This is a genomic window from Lacrimispora sanguinis (assembly GCF_044987295.1).
GTDB lineage: Bacteria > Bacillota > Clostridia > Lachnospirales > Lachnospiraceae > Lacrimispora > Lacrimispora celerecrescens_B.
Window position 1 is genome coordinate 1,334,361 of sequence record NZ_CP173277.1, and the last position, 20,507, is coordinate 1,354,867.

At 43.3% G+C, this 20,507-nt stretch carries 12 protein-coding genes; all 12 read right to left on the reverse strand.

Annotated features, from left to right (window positions below):
• Nucleotides 1–22: 22 nt before the first annotated feature.
• The 12 genes from ACHZES_RS06325 to ACHZES_RS06380 all read right to left on the reverse strand — a co-directional run bounded on the left by ACHZES_RS06325 (nt 23) and on the right by ACHZES_RS06380 (nt 20,487).
• Nucleotides 23–811, reverse strand: coding sequence for a hypothetical protein (locus ACHZES_RS06325; protein ID WP_395548751.1), 789 nt, complete (start codon nt 809–811; stop codon nt 23–25).
• Nucleotides 790–12,702: a hypothetical protein gene (locus ACHZES_RS06330; RefSeq protein WP_395548750.1), complete on the reverse strand. Its 11,913-nt coding sequence runs from the start codon at nt 12,700–12,702 to the stop codon at nt 790–792. Before ACHZES_RS06330 ends, ACHZES_RS06325 begins: the two co-directional genes overlap by 22 nt.
• The gene (locus tag ACHZES_RS06335; protein ID WP_395548749.1) at nt 12,689–13,489 is read right to left on the reverse strand and encodes a hypothetical protein; all 801 of its coding nucleotides are present in this window, start codon (nt 13,487–13,489) and stop codon (nt 12,689–12,691) included. The genes ACHZES_RS06330 and ACHZES_RS06335 overlap by 14 nt, the downstream gene beginning before the upstream one ends.
• A gap of 71 nt (nt 13,490–13,560) precedes the next feature.
• Nucleotides 13,561–14,115, reverse strand: coding sequence for a hypothetical protein (locus tag ACHZES_RS06340; protein WP_404820340.1), 555 nt, complete (start codon nt 14,113–14,115; stop codon nt 13,561–13,563).
• Nucleotides 14,112–14,657, reverse strand: coding sequence for a hypothetical protein (locus tag ACHZES_RS06345; RefSeq protein WP_395548747.1), 546 nt, complete (start codon nt 14,655–14,657; stop codon nt 14,112–14,114). Before ACHZES_RS06345 ends, ACHZES_RS06340 begins: the two co-directional genes overlap by 4 nt.
• Nucleotides 14,658–14,695: 38 nt before the next feature.
• Nucleotides 14,696–15,541: a hypothetical protein gene (locus ACHZES_RS06350; RefSeq protein ID WP_404820341.1), complete on the reverse strand. Its 846-nt coding sequence runs from the start codon at nt 15,539–15,541 to the stop codon at nt 14,696–14,698.
• A 5-nt stretch (nt 15,542–15,546) separates the two neighbouring features.
• Entirely contained in the window at nt 15,547–15,693 is a 147-nt protein-coding gene (locus ACHZES_RS06355; protein WP_404820342.1) for a hypothetical protein, read from the reverse strand.
• A gap of 30 nt (nt 15,694–15,723) precedes the next feature.
• Nucleotides 15,724–16,560, reverse strand: a complete 837-nt coding sequence (locus ACHZES_RS06360) for a hypothetical protein (RefSeq protein WP_395548745.1) — start codon at nt 16,558–16,560, stop codon at nt 15,724–15,726.
• Nucleotides 16,561–16,613: 53 nt separating this feature from the next.
• Nucleotides 16,614–18,350, reverse strand: coding sequence for a hypothetical protein (locus tag ACHZES_RS06365; protein WP_395548744.1), 1,737 nt, complete (start codon nt 18,348–18,350; stop codon nt 16,614–16,616).
• A 191-nt stretch (nt 18,351–18,541) separates the two neighbouring features.
• Nucleotides 18,542–19,069, reverse strand: a complete 528-nt coding sequence (locus ACHZES_RS06370; RefSeq protein WP_395548743.1) for a hypothetical protein — start codon at nt 19,067–19,069, stop codon at nt 18,542–18,544.
• A 175-nt stretch (nt 19,070–19,244) separates the two neighbouring features.
• Nucleotides 19,245–19,970 carry a LytR/AlgR family response regulator transcription factor gene (locus ACHZES_RS06375; RefSeq protein ID WP_395548742.1) on the reverse strand — a complete coding sequence of 242 codons (726 nt, stop codon included), beginning with the start codon at nt 19,968–19,970 and terminating at the stop codon, nt 19,245–19,247.
• 313 nt (nt 19,971–20,283) lie between these two features.
• Nucleotides 20,284–20,487, reverse strand: coding sequence for a hypothetical protein (locus tag ACHZES_RS06380; RefSeq protein ID WP_395548741.1), 204 nt, complete (start codon nt 20,485–20,487; stop codon nt 20,284–20,286).
• Between the last annotated feature and the right edge of the window lie 20 nt (nt 20,488–20,507).

Sequence of the window (20,507 nt, forward strand, 5' to 3'; positions counted from 1 at the left end):
TTAAACCTCTCTTTCAACTGTGTTAAGGAGTCCTTCTGGACGGATCAATCTCTACCTTATATTTTAACAGATATTTTGCTTTGGCCTTAATTGGGCCACCATTACTTCCGTCCATGTATTCTTGTACTTGGGTCTTAGTAGATCCTTCAACCACTAAGTCAGGATCTATATACTTCTCCACAAACCCACTGCCTACCGCTCCGATAAAGGTAAATTTACCGGACATTTCCTTCTTCAAGGTTCCCAAAGCAACCGGCGCTGCAGCAACCGGTGATTCTGCGTAAGGTTGTAACGAGGTCTCAGCGATACCGAAGCCTGAGCCGCTTGTGACATCATCTAAGCCTTTTACTGCCAGATATAAATCATTAGCAGTCGCTGCTGCGGCCGCACTGGCTGTCAGGTTCATCGGATCAGCTGTAATACCAGCCTCTGTCGTCTTATTCTCAAACCCGGAAATTAAAACCTTCGCATCATAGCTGCCCTTGTTTTTAATCGTATACTCCGGTGCTGTAAACAGATCCGTACCTGCTGATGGATCGCTGATAACACCCATTAACTTATTCGTAATGTCATAAGAACCATTCCGGCATACGACAAGATAAATATCGGCCGGTACTTCCACTTTCAGAACTTCCCAATCCTGTAATTCAAGAACATCCGGGTCGTTCTCAGCTTCTACCAGGAACAACTCCTCCGGTACCGTGTGTCCTAAATGGAAATGATCCTGTTCTGCATCTGCATTGGGATTATAAGCTAAATTATTGGTAAAGCGAACCACATCTCTGCCTGCTACCGCCCTTTCCGGATACATATCAATATCAAAGCTATACCATCCGGTATTGCTACCGCCGTCTGAATCACATGGTCATCTCCCCAGACCGGCTGTTCTGGCGTTCCGGTATTCTCAGTGGTCAAATAAAATGCCTTAGGATTGTCAGCCAGATTTTCCGGAGCACTCTTAATCGCAAAGGTTCCGTCCTGATATGCCACAGACCCTTTCGCTGCCACGTTATTCTTAAATAAAGCACCGTCAACAATCGTTGTGCCACTGTTGGAGATCGCGCCGCCATGCTGGCCACTGGAATCACCATCCGCATAGGTATTGTTATTATCAAAAAGCGCAACATCTGACAGAAGATTCAAAGTTCCGCCTTTTTCAACTGTGATCAGCGGTGCCTTTGCTTTATTATCCTCTCCAGTTACAATTGCCTCAACCGGAAGATCGACACCATCCTTCGATTCACTGTGCCCGTCAAAGTATACATTCGTACTGAACTGTGCAGCTGCATTCTCCTTTACATTCAGCAATACGCCGGTAAAGTCGGGTACATCATATTCCGCGTCAGCTCCAGCACTCGGATCAGCAGTTGCAAAATCCGGCTGTATATATCGGACAATATTAATCTTATTGGTGCTTCCCAGCATGATGGTTCCGTCTGTTCCAACATAGGACTGTCCCGTCACCTGGATATTACGGTCTACCTGAATGGTACCGACTACATAAATCGTATTTCCGCCCCTGGTCTTTAATAACTCAAAAGCTCTTCTCAACGTTCTTACAGGATGCTTCGGAGTCGAACCGGCAACCCGGTCCCCCTGGTCATCAACACCGTTTGTTCCGCTCACATAGACGGCGGTCGGCACCTGCAGCTCCAGAATATTCTTTGCTATGCTGCGGTTTGACAGGCGGAAGAAATCTTTAACCCGCTCTTCTAACAGGAAATAAGCGGCATCTGCATCACTTGGCTCAATTGAAGCCGGATAATGAACCACACCTCTGCCCATATACGGATCTCTCATCATTAATTGAAATTTATCCATTAGCGGAACTCCAGCTGATGTTACGGTCAAATAGCGGCTGGTATCATGACTTGCAGCGTTGTCTTTGGTTCCAAAGCCCTCCAGGAACACGCTTCCTCCAAAGTTCGTCATATAGCGGAAAGATAAGAATCCATTGCTATATACAGCCGTACCGCCGGAAACCACATGATCGCCTAATGCAAGATTGACAAATTCCGTATATTCAAGATAACAGGTCCCTCCATCTAACAACTCTATACCAGCGCCGCTGCCTTCCATAATATCAGAACCATTCAGCTGCCCAACCACTTTGTTCTTACTGTTTTCATTGATATTATTGACAAACATCGTTTTGGTTGAAATCCCACCAGGCATATCTTCCCCTCCTGCCTGAGAACATTTCAGAATACCTGTATTTTTTACAGAAACCAGCGGGGACTGAGCTGCTACGCCCGGCGCCGTTAATGTTGGCTGAATGCTGTCACTGCTGACAGAATGACCATCCAGATAAATACCGCTTAAAATCAACTGGCCGCTATCACCGACACGGAACAGGCTGTCAAGTAATGTTTCCTTGCCATATCCATCATAAACGGGATTTTCTGCATCATAATCTTTTGGCTGGGAATACCGTTTGAAATATACCTGTCCCCGGATATTCACCCTGTTTGCCGTATCATCATCATAGTATCCTTCATAGTGGTAGGCACCTCCAGTGGAAACCTTAGTATTCATCAACTGAATCTTAGATGGTCCACCGGTTCCCTCAGCGATATCCAAGGTATCTACAACATAGACAAGGACACCCTTCGTATCTTCCTCCTCTCCTATCGCCTCAAAGGTCTTTTTTAATGACTTAAATGCCTTCTCAGGAGTCGTTCCATCATGACTGGGATCATCGGATCCATTCTGACCATCCAGATAAATTACCTTTCTCTGCTTCAATTCCAGCATGGAAGGCTCGGAATTTCTATTCACAATATCATACAATGCATTGATTGCATCATCAAACGAATAATATTTCAGTTCTGTCTCACCCGGCGTTATGCCATTCGGGTATTTAATCAATGGCCGGCCACTATAGTCATTATGGACAGATACCTGCAAAGCCGATAAAGGTACATAGCTGGCATCTGGCTGTATATAGGCCGCTGTTACATTGGAGAAACCATTTAGATATACGTTACCGGATATAACCGGTGATCCGGTCAGATACATCTGTCCGAACAATGATGGATCCGTTTCACTTGCATGAAGATAAACTGCACTTCCATAAGTTGCACTATTGCCTTTAATCTCACCTCCATTAACCGCCAGGCTTCCGCCTTCGGCTACCTGGAAAGCACCGCCTTTTGAACTTAAGTTATCCCTAAGTCCATCTTCGTGATTAATATAGTTGCCATTGTTGTAGTTGTTCGAAAAGACTGCGCCGCTTTCTACTGTTACCTTGACCCCAGAAGGAATATTCACCAGACTGTCACCATTGCTTCCCGTACCGTCTATGTTTCTTCGTCCCTGTATAGAGATATCTTTAAATGTCAGGTCTCCATCCGGCTCAATCAGATAACCGTAATATGCCCGATTAAGCTCCTGTGTTTCAATACCAGTGCTTTCATAAACTGGGAATCCGGTATAACGGCACATATAGGCAGTTTCCGGTAATGTCCACACACTTTCGTTTGTATTAATTGCCTTACCGCATACATAAATCACATAATGTTCAGAGGTTCCGTGAGTCGTTAATACTCCCACACTCTTGGCTTTGGTAAAGCTTTTTACAGCCTGGCTCGGCTTTAATCCGGAGTTCGTATCTTTCCCGTTGACCGAATCGAGATAAACTGCCTTCATCAGAATTAAGCACTGTTCTTCCTTTACACCCGCCATATTACCAGCAAGGTTACTGGTTCTTCCCTGATCCAGAACATACGGGTTTGACCGCACATCGAAATATGGAAGATAGGAAGTAACGGTTGTTACTTTATTGCCATCCGGCTCTACGACTACACTGCCCTTTATAAAGGAGCCGCTTCCCTGATTTAAGTAAATGCGGTAGGAACGTCCGGTCTGGTATATTTGATCACTAACTTTAACAGCACTTAAGGGTTTGGATAAATAAATGCTGTCCCTGATGTCCGCACCACCGCCGCGCAGCTCAAAGCCCTTCTCCATAACATAAATCGGCGAATATCCATTCGTCGGCTCTGCTCCTGTGCTTGGCTTATTTTCGATGATCTGCCCGCCGGAGAAAATCAGTTTGGAAAAAGCGCTAACACCCCGATAGAAAATGGCACTTCCATAGCCGCCTTCATTTCCACGGATAATTCCACCACTGATTGTTACGCTGCCGTCATTGTTTACTATCGCACCTGCCCCTGCCAGAGACGCAGACCTTGAAATAACCTTGTTATTTTCAATCAGGCCGCCGCTCATCTCAATGTTGCCACCGCCGGTTACATAAACCGTTCCGATACGGGAATTGGTAGTACCTATCTGAGGGGCATTTAGTTTATTATTTATTATCTGCCCCGATTTCATGACCAGCTTAGCCTCATAATTACCGGCCCCCGCAACATACACTGCCGAAGCAAATCCATAACTAGAAGAATTAGAACTTGTTTCTCTTACTATATTCTGAATAGTCCCGCCATTTATCTCAAGGGTACCGCCAGTAACGTTTACACCCAATACGGAGTTTGAGTTAGCACTGCTTGATACTGCCTTATTGTTCTGCAATACAGCGCCTTCACCAAGAATAGCGGTTCTATCTTTGCCGACTGTCATCAGCTGATCATTCTGGTACGATGTCAAAGTTATGTCATCCTCTGAGCCGCCGTCAATTGTGATATTTTTAAACGCGACAGTAGAGGCATAATTTACTGTGTTGCTGATGCCATCATATAGCGTAATAAGAACACCGCCATACCCTTTATAACGGGCTACCAGAGGCTGCCAGCTTTGTCCGGTCAGTGAATTAGTTACGAATCCGCCAGGATCAAATGACCAGTCCTCATCCCCTCCCAATACACTAACGGTTGCCCCGCAGATCATGATGTTCGCCCCTGTGGTATAGTAACCGCCGACCTGCAGCAGTTCTCTGGCACGTTTAAAGGTTCTGACCGGTGTAGACGGACTGTTGCCGGTGTTGGCATCATTCCCGTCACCTGACAGATAAACATTATTTCCTCCTTGCAGCACGAGGTTTGGTGATATCTCGACGATTATCTTGTCGGCTGCCATTCCGTCGGCGCTGACCTTGTTAAAATATGCCAGCTGACTTCCTTCACTGCCTGAGCTTGTAAGATCCGTAATACCTGCCAGATCTGGCCGAACTACTGTTTTACCGGCAAAACCTTCAATCAGATGCAAATCATACCTTGTTACCGGATCGGTTACAGCATGAGTCATTGTAATCGGCCTGGTACTATCATTCATATAGATTAGTCCATCAACTGTACTTCTTCCATCTAACTCAATGTATCCGTAATTATTAATTACTCTGGCCTTATAAGCACTTGATTCATAAGGGCTGTCACTGATCTTAACCAGTGCCTCCCCCTTAAGCTTTAAGGTTGTGTCAATCCCTAAGAAGACCGCATCTGTATTTCCCTGAATAGACGGTGTACAGACACTTCCATCATTTTTAATTCCATTTAATTCAATGATGGCTTCATTGTGATAGCTTGTTGTGGAACTGCCAACCGTTGCTGCATAAACACCGCCGCCTCTGTTATCACAAATGGAAGCAGAATCATTCAAGATAATTCTTGATGTTCCGGTCCGATAATAGGCGGTAGTTGTTGAACGTGTCAGGAAAATTCCCGAGCTTGTTATATTGCCATTACCATTATTCACATTAGTGCCATTTCCGGATATTTTTGAATTGTCATTCATTGTCACCTGAATTGGACCATTGGCATATATTCCAGCTCCTTGATTTCCGGAATCAGCTTCTGTGCTGCTGTAATAATTATTGCTTCCAATCATTGCATTGTCATTTAATATGATTTTTTGGTATTTCCCCTCTTCTGACCAGCCGGGAAACGAAGAAGTTAATTGAATTCCAGAATTGGAGTTACCGGATATCCTGGTGTTATCGGACATCTCTATATTCAGCCGCCACGGCCCGCCGCCACTAGCAGATCCGGTCCCATTCAAATCGGAGATTCCCCGAATATTTTGTTCAATCGCTGCATGATCTTTCAGTATGATGTTAATTGGTCCACTGACACTACTATGTAGATAAATACCATACTCTGTATTGTATATCTTGCTATAATCTTTCAATAAAATATTAGTTTCTGAGGTCAGACTGCTGAGGCCCGTCATATATATTCCGGTACCACGGTTGTCACCACTGGTCAGAGCTCCTCTAATCAGAGCCTTCTTTCCCATTGAAACAGATGTGTTTGTTGACGATTCTAATGAAATACCATAAGTCATATCTAAAATTGAGACTGAGTCTTCATCCGACCCATCATTTTCCATATTTAGTAATATACTTGCATTTTGGGAACTGTTTACGTAAATACCAGTGTTATAATTCTGAATATTCCTACTTCCAGTAATCTTCGCGTTGTTTAACAATTCAACCTTCGGTGATGACCCACTGGCTACACATATTCCATAAAACTGGCCGTATCCGAACGTGGCTGCTGTATCCGTAAGAATAATCGCTGAATCTCCCTGCATTTTTACCGATGACGTTGTCGTACTTGTAAGGTTCAGATATACACCGTAGGTTGTGGTATTGAATGCCCCTCCATAAGTAATACTAGCTTGGTCTGACATCACTAGAGTATTATTGGCGCCCATATTAATGCCCTTTTCCCAATATGCACTCTCCAACGCTTCAATACTGGCATTCTTTGACATATTAATCTTTGATCCGTTACCAGAACTATACACAGCGCCGGCCGCAGCACTACCAATTTCTAATCTGGCACTATCCTTCATTTCAACGGTGGTATTTGCATAAGTGGAATTAATCAGATAACCATTCAACAGCGCGGAACCTGGCCCCTGCATAATAGCACTGTTATCTTGCATAGATACTGAGACATTCGTTCCCCAAATCTGTATACCATAGCTGAGAAAGCTAGCAACCTTCTCAACTGTATTATCTGTTATAATTTTAGCATCGTCTAACATTGACATTTTGGCTGATCCATACAACTGGACCGTATACTGTGACTGGTTATTATATATCTGCTTATTCTCGTTACCATTCTCACTGTTAAGTATCAGTTCACCGAAAATGTCTAATGCACTGTAGTAATTATTTGTGATCATTGAATCTCCGGTCAGAGTCACACGAGTACCTGCAGAACCGTAAATAACAGGGCTGCTTCCAACCTGATCAGCAAGAACAACCGAATTTGCCATACCATCAATAATCAGTCTTCCAGTAGTAAATGACACTGTATTGCTGCCATTCCCAACTTTAATCATTGGCTGTTTCACAAAAGATGCAAAACGGCGTACCTGGGCTTCATATACCAGGTCCCCATTCCGTTCTTCCGCAATTGCATAATACTTATTATTAACTTTATACAATAACTCTTTATAATTAAGCTCCCAGTAATCATTGGTGTTAATATTAACCTGGCCACAAATATAGATAAACGGCGCAAATCCTTCCCTCTCATCCTCCGGCTGGCTGCTCTCACTATTAGCAGTTGTGTTAATCTTCTGTTCTAAAATACTTTTTGCTTTATCAAAAGTTTTAACCGCAGTCTCAGGGGAAGAACCATCCTTGCTGTTATCTCCATTGGTTCCATCTAAATACACTCCCTGGCCAACAAGAATGACATTCGTTCTGGTGGGATTACTTGCATCTTTATATCCACCCAATTCAGTTCTTCTTGGCAGCTTACCGCTGCGAAAGCAATCTAGATTTTTCGTCGCATCCAGAACATTACTGTATGACTTGTCATTTGTTACAGAAGCGGATAGATTCGCATTTGGGTACGGTGCTGGCAGTGAAACAGTTCCCGCTGCTTTCAGTACTACACTTCCAGATTTAAACACCTTTTTATTTAAATCAATCGGAAAAGCGCCAGAAGCAGTACCATCCGGCGGCACACCAACCACCGTCAGAAAAGAACTTCCTGAATTCAAAAAGATAACATCAGGATTAGCCCCTGCTTTCTTCTCAGCGGTCACCTTACTGAAATCAAAATATTTATTATAGTTAGTAGTTGATGTATCGTCAATATAAATACTGTACACACCTTCCACCTGTTTCGATAACTCCGGCTGCATAAAATGACCATTTAAAAATTCCAATTGTCCATATCCATTTAAATAAAAGTTGCTCCCCTGTTCAGCCGCGCTGTTCTGAATTGGACCAGCAATATCCATCGCAAATATGCTGACCAACCCCACCGCAATCCCGCCGCCATATCTGGCATGATTACCCATTATTTTAAATTTTCCGGACTGCGTTTCTGACAGATACAAGCTAGGATTGGCAATCAGATAAATGCCACCGCCTCTATTAGTTGCGGTATTATTTATAATGGAAGAGTCTTGTACATAATAAAGTCCGCTGCTAATTGCCATTGCAGCTCCATCCGCTGCCCGATTGTCAGAGATCATCATGTTCCTGAAATAAGAGTAAGAGGATGAGTTGGCGGAATAGATTCCTCCGCCCTGTGTAACCGCTTCATTGTTACTGATCCGTACATTCTCAGCATGCCAGCTGCCACCGTTATGAGTGACACCGCCGCCATAAGTACCGTAGCTTCCCGTATTGGTGATTTTATTGCCGCTGATTTCAATTGCTCCCAGTGTGGTTGCCATCATATAAACATGGGCAGACGTAGTGGAAGCACCACCTATGTAAAGTCCGCCGGTACTCACTGTTGCAGAGTTATTGATAATCTTGGTTCCATCTTCCAGAGTAAGAGTTCCATATCCATAGAAGTAAATACCTCCGGAATCACCATAGCTGCTAGTATTATATGATATCGCTTTATTTTCCTTTATAATGGTTTCTTTTAAGGTTAAAGCAATATTCTTTCCGGAGCTTCCGGATGCATAGATTCCTCCACCGCGTCCGGCTCTGTTATTAGAAACTGTTGTATCTGTTATCGTAAGGGTATTGCCGCCGGCAAGAAATATACCGCCGCCCTGGTTATAATTGTACACATCAGAGTTAGTATAGTACTCAAATCCCGTTTGATTCGCAGTTACTGTACTTCCGGTGATTGTATGGCTGTTTGTGCCGGCATCAATATAGATACCTACACCTCTAACGTAGCCATATGTCGTAAACGCACCATGGTTCCCATTCACTAACCCGGCATTCATCGCAAGCTTACCGTCAGCCCCTACATAAATTCCGACTCCTAAATTAACATTCGCATTACTTTTGTATACTCCGCCAGCTTCATTATCAGATATGGCCGCATGATCAATATTCAGGCTGCCATTCGAGTAAATACCGGTACCATAAGCAAAATATGCTTTATTGTTACTGATTACCGTATCTTCCTGTTGACCGTTCCCATCACCGATGTTTACGATTGTACCTGTATCCGCAAATATACCGACTCCTTTTGAAAACAGTACGCTGGTATTTGTGCTTGAAATTTGATAAGCCAGAGTACTGTTACCTGTGATCTTTCCCTTATTCATAATAAAGGTTGTTCCTGCACCCACAAGATAAACACCGGCGCCATATTGATAGGTCTGGTTTCCGGTAATTGCACCGCCGTTCATGGTAAACTGAGCGCCATCACTTAAAACCACACCGCCTCCGGCCTTATGAGTGGTTATTCCGGCAGTATAATAATCTGCACGGTAAGAATTATTTTTCTGAATAAAACCATTGTTCATCTCAACTGTGGTACCGCTTCCGGCAGCAACCACACCCTGCTCCCGGTTCTCAATCGAACCAGTCCAGCCCGCTTCCATAACAAAGCGGCTGCCTCCGGTAACCGTTATGTGGTTACCAAGAGTAAGATCTTTTTGATTAAAACCGGTACTCTTAAGACGTGTTCCGTTCAGAGTAGTCTCTCCCCTTAAATTCAGAGTTCCGCCTGCATCTACCTTAATCGTAACACTGTCAGTATCATCCACCATATTACGGATAAAAACGTCACGTATGCTTAAAACACCGCTTCCTGTTACTATGATCAAAGTCTTTGGAGCTTCGTGACGCGGCACATTGGGGCTTCCCACTCCCTGATTTGCAATTTTGTCAATATGAGATACGACTTCTGTCTTAACATCAGTACCTCTCGCGTAGTCATAACGGGTTTCCAGCTCCCATTCTGGTTCGCCAGCAGAGTCTACGGTCACAGTATTACAGATATAAATTACCTCCGGCATCGGATAGTCGGCTTCAATTTTATCTAGTGTCATACCAGCTGCATCTTGTCTGGCCTGCAGACTTTTGGTCATTTCATCCTGCCAGATCTCTCTTGCCCTTTTCCAGCTCTTTACCGGATATTCACACGATGATCCATAATTTCCATCATCTCCATCTACCCCATCAATATAAATAGCATCGAAGTAATAGATTGCATAAAGTTCAATATTCTGAGCGTTTACAATACTGTCATCCTCGGCTGTATCCTGTCGCAGTGACCAGTCAATATTTGATACTCCACCATTTGCCACAGACTTGTTGGAATTATGCAGCTTTACCCGGTCCAGCAGCGCCTGGCCTACGCGATCCGCCTGCTCTGCCCGTTCCTGCTCATCCGCAATATCATTTATTGAATCGGACAAAACTCCTCCTGGTATCACGACATCTGTAAAACGGTATTCTATGTTCGTATTAATCCCGCTGAAGAATATTTTTAAGTCCCCGTCATCTTCCGAATCCACACTGCGTACTTCAATCGGGTGGCCCGCCAAACCCGGGAACGCGTTTACCTGGATATATCCCTTTTCTTCTGTTCCGACATTCTTTTCAATGATAAGAGCTCCTTCATTGACCAGAATCGTCGGAGCATCGGCCTCATTCCCTCCTTCACTATACATTCCGCCAAGGGAAAGGTCTTCTATAACCAAGGTCTTATTTCCTGGTACGATGATTGCCGGTTGTGGATTAACATTCCATGTGCAAAGAGTTGTGAGCAGTGATGGATCTTCTGATGCCAGATAAAATTTCCCACCAGAAAGCCCCAAATATTCACCGGCGTCTGCATCTCCCAAATTCAGGGACTGCATAGCTACAACAACTCCACCGCCTGCCTTTTTAGCTTCTGCAGCTGCCTTACTCCAGGTTTTAAACGGATAAATCGGGGTTAATCCATCATGCGAACCATCATCATTGCCTGCCTGGTATGTAAACCCGCCAATGGTCATAGCCCCTCCCGGATTCCAGTAAATAGCAGTTACTCCATCTAAAGAACGGCTTGCAATCAGGGTCTTACGGGTAAGGGTCTCTTCCTCAAAGAGAGTGGACAGAGGTTGGATTTCATATTCTGATCCTGTATTCCTTAACTGGGCATCTGCCTTTATCTCTACCTGCAGATTCCAGTTATCAGATTCTGCCAGAGTAAAATAGCTTAAAAAGTCTTCTGCACTTGCATCATCCGCATAAAGGGTTGTTACCAGTTCACGTGATCCTGCCTTGCCATCATCCTTTATATCCAGAAGATATTCACTGCTGCTGCCGTCAAAGCCTTCTATCAACTCAATAACCGGCTCTCTCCAGGTGCTGGCGGACACCTTGTCTTTCACCAGTTCCACCTTCTCTTCGTCGCTATCTATCGCGTAATTATCAATATTAAAAGACGCTTCTCCTGCCGCTCTTTCTTTTCTGGCGGCTGAAAACAGCGATTTTATCGGAAGTGCTTTCTCAATTCGATTATTTTCCCCTGCTGCCGTATCATCTTTTTCCACGGCATTGAAAGGGGTTGCAGTATCATTCTTCCACTCCATATCTTCCTGCTTACTGCGGTAATCCATTATAACACGGCCATTTATATTGACATTCTGTCCCATTTGAAGGACTCCGCCACGAACGTAAACCAACTCTGTCTCATTTGGTTCATAAGCCGGATCTTCTGCTTCAAGCAAAACATTCATCAAGGTTAACTGTCCACCATTTACATAAAACAGCGCATCACTTTCATAAGGACGTCCTGGCCAGGATGCAATGCGGATATTTCCTGCATTTAATGCATATAGTTCTCCGTCTGCTACCTCCATCGGATTCATCGCATAAATAGTAATGTCCGAAGAATCCAGTCCTTCTTTCTCCATCAGCTTTTCAGCACGCTCAATTGCCTTTGCAAGGGTTTTTACAGGTCTCGCCGGACTCAGGCCACTGGCAGTATCCCTCCCCGCTTTTGCCTTGGTTAAGGTTGCATCGGATGCGGTTGCTGTGGCATCCGATGGAGTTGCCAGTTCTACAGGAAGCTGACCGCCAGGATTCCAATAAATTGCATAGCCATCATCCTCCAAAGGTTCTAATGACAAAGTTTTATTAATACGTTCTACTCCGCTGTTCCCACCCTTAATTGGTTCTAATGGCAGAGTTTCTTTTATACGATCCGTTTCATCTTCCATTGGATTTAATGGCAGAGTTTCCTTTACACGATCTGTTTCATCTTCCATTGATTCTAATGGCAGAGTTTCCTTTACACGGTCTGTCTCATCTTCCATTGGTTCTAAAGGCAGAGTTTCCTTTATGCGGTCAGCTTCATCTTCCATTGGTTCTAATGGCAGAGTTCCCTTTATGCGGTCTTCTCCGTCTTCCGTTGGTTCTGACTGCTGAGCCTCGTCCATGAGGTCTGTTCCATCTTCTATTGGTTCTGCTGAAATCATTTCCTCTGCCTGCACATGATCCATTGACATGGTTACTGCCAGAATCGTAAGTTCCTGAGTGGGAAAGATCATAAGTAAGCACAAAAGGAACGCTATAAGTCTTTTAAATTGTGTCATCTGAATCTCTCCTTTTCTCTTTACTCTCATTATCCAGCTTTGACAATTTCCGGATTGCGCCTCCTGCCAGGAGGAAGAATACAAAACCAAATGCCCAGTAAGGATAAGTTCCTTCCACACCGGTCTTCGGAATTCCACTGGTTCCGATTCCTACTGCGTTATTTAGTGAAGGGGGCGTATCAGTAGGGGGGGTATTCACAGGAGTAACTCCTGGAGATCTTCCCCCCGATGAACTTCCTCCCGAACTGGGTTTATTGGGCTTTGTTTCTTTCTGATATAATTTTACGATAATCGTCTCCGGAACCTTATCTCCCTTTACCAGGTAACTTCCTTCGTATGGGTAGGGAAGCCATTCGGCTTTATAAACCCGGTACTGAATGTTATTATCGTTTAGATACACGAGCGTACCTTGAAATGTATAGTCTTCGCTATTGTTCTTAATGAACTGGTCGCTATCCGCTATAGAAGAGTTCATGTTATATGCCACATCCAGCTCATATATACCGTTACTGTCCGTTAAACCAAACAAAACATAACGGTTCAGACTTGGGATATAGATTTCCACTGATGCATCTGCAATCGGTTTATTGAGGTCTCTGTCTAAAACCAGAAAACGCAGTTTTCCCATATAATCAACGACCACACCAGCCATAATATCAGTCTGCCCATCTCTCTTTGGCACGGCTCCCTCGCCCAGACTATTACCATCAGCCCAGACAGGAAAACAGGCAAACAGAAACAACAGACAGCATATTAACCATGATAAAAGGATTTTCTTTCTGCCCATATATCCACCTCCGTTCTGTTGTAATAATTATGGGTAAGGTAGATCGAACTTAAATAACATAATTAGGTAACTTATTTTTCTTTTGATTTTTTATTAGCAGACTTTATAATTACAACTACCTTCAAGGCTGTCTCGCCTGCATATTCTTCATCTTTTGTATAATAGCTCCAGACCGCGGTACAAGGATAAAACCCTTGCTTAAGACCGCCGTTCAAGTGAATTTCTTCTATGTAATATCCAGGATCAATCAAGCCGGATTCATAAATCACTTCTCCGGTTGCATCCCGTACAATCCTTACCGTACAGCTAAATTTATTTTTTATTCCATTTGCAATCCTGGCTTCTCCAGGTGCATCAGAATGATCAAAATAAATCTGGCGCTCCAAAGATACATATTTCATATTAGTGACCAATTCCTGATTTCTCAAATCTCTTACAATTGCACCATCTTCACCTTCGGCCAGTTCCTGCTTCCATTCCAGTTCTGACTTGGCATATTCTTTACGGGTATTCTGATTACTGAATATTTTCTGTAAGCCCATACCGGAAAAAAACGAACCGGTAAGCAGACAGATAACCGCTATGAACATTAAGCAATAACGAAATTTGTTGTTATTTAACTTCATTTATAGAAAAGTCCATCCATCACATGAAGTACAATTTTTACATTTACTTCTGAGATCTTATCCTCCGTTTCATCCAGAGAATATGTAGTGAAGTGTGCAGTCGCCTGATAATCTCCTGCCTGAAGCGTTTTATTTAACTCGATATATTCAATATAAAATCCTGGGTCAATCAGTCCTGACTGATAAATGATCTCTCCATTATCATCTAGCATGATTTCTGCCTGGAAAGAATAATGGTTTGCTGCAATATTCTCAATCGCAATCCGCCCTTTCTTTCCTCCGTATTCAAATACCGGACCGGATGCGATACCTATATCCACCATACCCTCTGCCACCTTGGCATTTAATATATCTGAGATTTCCTGATCGGTCTTACCCGGAAGCATACCGCCCAAAGCCAGCTCATCTCTTGTTAAGCGGCTTAAATTACTTTCTTTGGTCATCTGATAGTAGATTCCCGCTCCAACTCCAATCAGGAGCAACAGAAGAAATATAATAATCCATAACAACTTACTTTTTTTCTTTTCTTTTTGTACTGCCATTTTTCCTGTCCTTTACTTTCTTTCTATTTACCGACTGCTTACGGAGTTACTTCCGGAAGTTCTCCCGGTATTACCTTCCAAAAAATCGCACCGACTTTTAACGACTCTTCGACCCGCGAATATTCGTCCTGCCTTCCGCCTACTTTGACATCTACTGTGACATATTTTTCTGAAGGTATAAGAGCTGTTCCCGCTGCAGTATATCCATGAGCCTGCACATCTTCCGGTGCGTTCAAGGCAATTGTACCGTCATACCAAAGTACACTCTTAAGCTCCGTATTCCCATCTTCATAACTTATTGTCACTTCTCCCGGGTCAGAAAACGCAACATCGTCAATCAGCATTTGACACTCTTTAAAACGAGTCTGCGACGATGTTCCATCCCATGTCGGATCATCTTTTACCACCTTCCAGTAATGCGTTTTCCCTTCATCATTGTCATAGCCGGCAATAAAAGGCTTTAACTCAATTGGTAACCCCTCTCTCGGTGGATACTCCTCTTCCATATGTTCTTCTCTTACATCGGTTGAGTAGTTCCGGATCGGGATTGCATGTTCTGATATGGTCTGCAATTCAAACTCTGCCTTTGTTCCTGAACCGGGATCGGAAGGTATACTGACATGAACTTTTACATTTGGCACAATTAAGTTTCCGCCTTCTACTGACACCGGATTTGTATCATTGCTGTCAACACTTCCTCGCACGACAAATCCATATGCCAAAGGTACCGTTACCGATACCCTTGCTTCTGATGGTATCTGTGTTACACTCAACCATACATTGGACGACGAGCCTTCGCTTGCTAACGCAGAAAAGCATAGGCATCCCGTACATATAAGTCCAGCTGCCATAAGTCTGACTTTATATTTCTTCCATCGTCTCATAGGGCTCATTTATCTTCCTCTTTTCCATTTTTCCATGATGGCTGGTTTCGGAAATCTCTTGCAAGTAAACCGCCTTTCCCTCTGCGGTTTATTTGCAACAAATCTCCGAAGAATCTCCTTTCGGAGATTCTTCTGGGATTTTTATTAATCACTATTGGGGTTATGTACTTTCTTGAAATTAATTATGGCTGAAGGTAATCCTCATTAGGTGCGGTATCAACATCATCCTCTATCGTTGCACTGATTGTCCATACAATCGTACCAATCTTTGCAGACTCTTCTACCTGGCTGTACTGATCTTTTTGTCCGCCTACACTTACATCAAATGCGGCATAGTGAGTCTCACCTACGATTGCATAATCATCATTACCTACGTTAGCTGCTGAACCGGCTGCACCGCCCAGATCTGCATCAGGAGCATCCAGTGTAATGCCCGCTGCCATCTGAAGTCCGCCGTTTGACGCTGTATTAAACTCGTTGCCATCAATGCTTACATTGTAGTTCTTAAAATTTGTTGTAGCAGCACCGGTGTTGCCGCTGGTTGTATGCGTCCAGTATTTTCTGGATTCTGGGGTCCCTTCATTCTTGATATTTCCGTTAATTTTGACCTCCAGTCCTTTTCTGGTTCCAGCGTCATCGTAGGTAGAATAGTTCGTAAGCGGTAACTTTCCTGCCTCGATGAGATTTCCTTCAGTCTGCAGGTCATAAACTGCGCCTGCCCCACTTACTGATGGAGTGGTCACATCTACCTTTACGTTTGGAAGATAAATGTTTCCATCCGCACCTTTGCCCACAGGAGTGGCATCAGTTGATACAGCTCCTTTTACTACGAATGCAAACAGAGTAGGCACTTCTACTTTTATTTTTGCATCCATCTCTTCAATAATAATACCTGCCCATACCTCCGTGCCACTTGATGAAGGAACAGCTCCTCCCGGACTAGGATCTGCCATTGCCGGCATCGCCATGCTTGCTGCCATTGCACCTGCTAATAATGCGGTTGTAAGTCTCTTCTTCATTCTTCTTTCTCTCCTTTTTATAAATTTTGTTATAATAAAAAGAATATCTCTTTCTATTCAATAGTGACCATCGGAAAGTCTACCTGATTCTCAGGCCTTTCCTGGCTGTTTACGGACCTGCGGTCATCAGCCTGCCAGTAAACCTGACTCCTGACCGGAAAATCAGGCGGTATACAAAGAAATACCTTTACCTGAGCGTTTAATTCTTTTTCTTCTCCTGGAAGAATACTCTTCAACATCCAGGTAATATACTGCTGCCCATCGGCAACACCATAGATTCCTTCGTCTCCTCCTGAAACAAAACTGGTACGCTCCGGAAGATAATAGCGGATACGAACATCCTTAATCTCTTCTTCACTGTCGTTATGAAGCATCATTCTATAAGTAAGTATCTCATTCGGAAGTACCCGGGACTGAGTTCCATGACTGGCAGTAACTTCTGAACCAAAGAAAATGTTAATATCCAATACACCATTTGAATTTCCGGCATCTCCTGTGGATCGCTTATTTTGTAAATCCTGTTGCTGGAACTGAGGTTCTTCTGGTTCTTCTGACAGTAGATCTGTTGCTAACTCAGCCTCTGTTATGCTTTCCGGTATCGTTACCGGAATTGCAGTTGTTTCTTTTACAAAAGTAGTTGTTTCTCTATATGAACTCGAATTTCCCCCTGAGTCATAATCATTTGAAGGATTAAGCGTACCCGGCAGTGTTTCCTCTGTGGTTGTCTCTGCTTCTGTTATATCCTGCGGACCGCTTTCCTCCGTAGCTAATTCTGCTTCTGTTGTCTCCTGCAGGCTGCTTTCCTCCGTGGACGATTCTGACTCTGTCGTCTCCTGCAGGCTGCTTTCCTCCGTGGACGATTCTGACTCTGTCGTCTCCTGCGGACTGCTTTCCTCCGTAGCTGATTCTGCTTCTGTTGTCTCCTGCGGACTGCTTTCCTCCGCCGATGTCCCTGCTTCTGTTGTCTCCTGCGGACTGCTTTCCTCCGGCGACGTCTCCGTATCTGTCGTCTCCTGCGGCTTACTTTCTTCCGCCGTCGGTTCTTTTGTTTCTGCCGTATTCTCATTCTTTGGCAGAAGCACTGCCGGAATTGGATCTTCGTATCCCGGTAAATCAAATACAATGCAGGTCGGTTCGTCTACCGAAACAAAACTGCAATCATACCAGTATGTAATCGTAATACTCGAATAATTCTTTACCGCTTCTTTAAACTCGGTATAAAGTAAGACATTCCCATCCTCAGTGTAACAGAGCATTACATCTCCGGCGTGGACTCCACCGCTTAGAACCAACTCCTCCCAGTATTCACTGTCCAGGGAAAGTCCTTCTATCCGTCCCAGATTCCACATAACACTGTCTCCGTCGCCTAATCCATAAGCATATGGATATATCGTGACCTTTAACTGATGTTTGACAACAGAATCTGGCTTGATCCATTGATTTCTGTTTAAGGTAATATTCCAATTATCACTGTCAGCAATCGCAATTCCATTCAGTGAAACCTGGAACCATGTTGGTATAATTGCATCTTCATTGACTGCTTCCTGTTCCAGAAGCTCCTGCAGACTCAAACGGCCCGGATGAGTTGCAGATAACGGCACCGTTAATGATTCTGGTGCCATGGAAGACGTTGCCGGTGCTCTGATTCTTTTTCCCTCGGCTTTGACACCGAACGCACTTTTAACGTGTCCCATCTCTGCAAAGGAGGCTAATGAAACACTTCCGGCTATCAGGGCTATTATCAAAGGAATACTTACAAGCCCCCCGATTCTTTTCCGGTTCTTTTCCATATCTTCACCTCTGTTTTACACGTTTATAACTGAGCTATTACTACACCCTTTCTGCCTTCTTCATTCATAACGTCACCTAATCCATCCAAATCTTTGACTTTTCGGTTACTGCTTGTAATGATGAATATTACAGCCGGAATGCTGCACAGTAAGATAAACAATTCAATAATATTATTAATTGTTATAAGCCCTCACCTTCTCTTCAACCTTTTGGTGCTTTCTCTTTTATACCAGTTCAAAACCAAACTATTGTACCAAAGGACTGCTGCCGTACATACCCAGACACCTCCAATCGATGATGATAATATATAATCCATCTGATTGATACCAGGCTTCTCAGACTTTTCTTCCTGAATGGAATCCGTATCTGGAGAAGACGATTCAATTCTGATCGTCCTCACTTCAGCCCGATGGCAGACCAGACACTCTCTCCGCTCAATCCTTGTCCTTGATTCCGGCCTTTCTTCTATCGTTTTCCAGTCGTCATATTTATGACCGGTTGCCGGCAGATATTCGATATAAGTATATCCGCACAATGTACAGACATTTTCAACTTGACCTTCTGACTCTTCTGAGTTTAATGCCAATATATGGCTTTCAAATTCATGCTGCGGGCCGCCGGTACAAGCAGGATGCGTATCCGCATATCCGACTGTGCAACATAGGATTGTAATCAACAGCGTACCCAGCAAAGTAAGAAGTTTTTTTCTTAATTGCAATTACCTGCCCCCTATCCTGCCTTTTAAAATAACCAGATAGTTGTAAACACTTTATCTATATGTAGACCTTGGTTATTTCCCTTGTTTTGATGAACAAGTACTCTCGGCATTACTTTACTTCATTTTTCTCATCTTGTATTAATTAATGGATAAACAGCAGTTTCTTTGCTCCAAACTACACTACTGTTCCTGCTTCCGTGTATGCGTCTATTTCCCGTTTCAAGTCTGCGTAATAGTATCTCCCTACCGGCAGCACAACTCCCGTATCCAATGTTATTTCTTTAAATGAAATATTTCTGATATGAGATATTGCCGCCACATAAGATTTATGGACTCTTACAAAACCATAATCCTTTAATCTTAATTCAATTTTTCCTATAGTCGAATAAAAGTGAAACTGGTCATTATCGTAGTAAACGGTCACAATGCGTTTTACAACTTCAAAGTAATGAATCTTTTTAATCTCAATCTTTCGGAATTCACCGGCGCCTGTACACATAATGTATTCCGCTTGTTTTTCTTGCACTGATTTTACTGCCCGTATGAAAATATCTTCGAATTTTTTTACTGTTGTTTCTCCTTTTACTACATAATGCAACGCTCTTACATCAAACGCTGTTGTATAAAAATCTTTCGAAACAGTAAAAAAAACGATTTCACTGTTATATCCCTGGCCTCTCAGCTTTCCGGCGACCTCATCCCCCTGAATCCCGTTCATTCTCATATCCAGATAAATAATGTCCGGATAATTCTTGGGATCCTGCAGGTGGAATAACAGTTCTTCACCTTTGTGATATAAAGAAAGCACCACATCGACTTGATGAATTGACGCTAACTGTTCCAACTGCTTTTTACAATGTTCCAGTTCCTGTTCATTATCATCACATATTGCAATAATCACGTTTTAACCCCTCTTTCAGTCAAGTATCATTTTATAAATACTTGCAATCCATTGTTCTGGAATATGCCTATATCCGTTCTTAGCCTGGCCATATTTAGATATGGAAACAGATATTCTATATGGCTTTGGTTCGGCCCTGCTGAATAGCAATTCAACATTCTGAATTATTCTCACTTAGTATATTAAAAATGGATTCTACTGGAATTATATTGTTCTCAAATTGCGTTTTGTTGTTCTTAATTGCATTTGCCTATATTATCCGATAGCGGACATTGTTAATTGCAATCCGAGCTTCCCGTTTTGTAATCGAGTTTCACATTTTGAAATCAACCTTCCCTATTACAGAATCCATCTGGGTCACTGCTGTATCTGGATGCTGCTCCAGATACACCTCATAATCATGATAGTTTCTCCCCACACGGCAGCCTCTGTCTACCTTCAGTTCTGGCTTTTTATAACGCGGACGATACTTTACTTTCCGTGGGAGATCAAATTTGTACCCATCTTTCTCTTTCAAATGGGAAAGATATTTTACAA

Bases quoted from the DNA above. Each gene is read 5' to 3' on its own strand.
- ACHZES_RS06340 (WP_404820340.1), bottom strand. From the start codon at position 14,115: ATGAAGTTAAATAACAACAAATTTCGTTATTGCTTAATGTTCATAGCG.
- ACHZES_RS06330 (WP_395548750.1), bottom strand. From the start codon at position 12,702: ATGACACAATTTAAAAGACTTATAGCGTTCCTTTTGTGCTTACTTATG.
- ACHZES_RS06350 (WP_404820341.1), bottom strand. From the start codon at position 15,541: ATGAGACGATGGAAGAAATATAAAGTCAGACTTATGGCAGCTGGACTT.
- ACHZES_RS06360 (WP_395548745.1), bottom strand. From the start codon at position 16,560: ATGAAGAAGAGACTTACAACCGCATTATTAGCAGGTGCAATGGCAGCA.
- ACHZES_RS06345 (WP_395548747.1), bottom strand. From the start codon at position 14,657: ATGGCAGTACAAAAAGAAAAGAAAAAAAGTAAGTTGTTATGGATTATT.
- ACHZES_RS06335 (WP_395548749.1), bottom strand. From the start codon at position 13,489: ATGGGCAGAAAGAAAATCCTTTTATCATGGTTAATATGCTGTCTGTTG.
- ACHZES_RS06325 (WP_395548751.1), bottom strand. From the start codon at position 811: ATGTATCCGGAAAGGGCGGTAGCAGGCAGAGATGTGGTTCGCTTTACC.
- ACHZES_RS06365 (WP_395548744.1), bottom strand. From the start codon at position 18,350: ATGGAAAAGAACCGGAAAAGAATCGGGGGGCTTGTAAGTATTCCTTTG.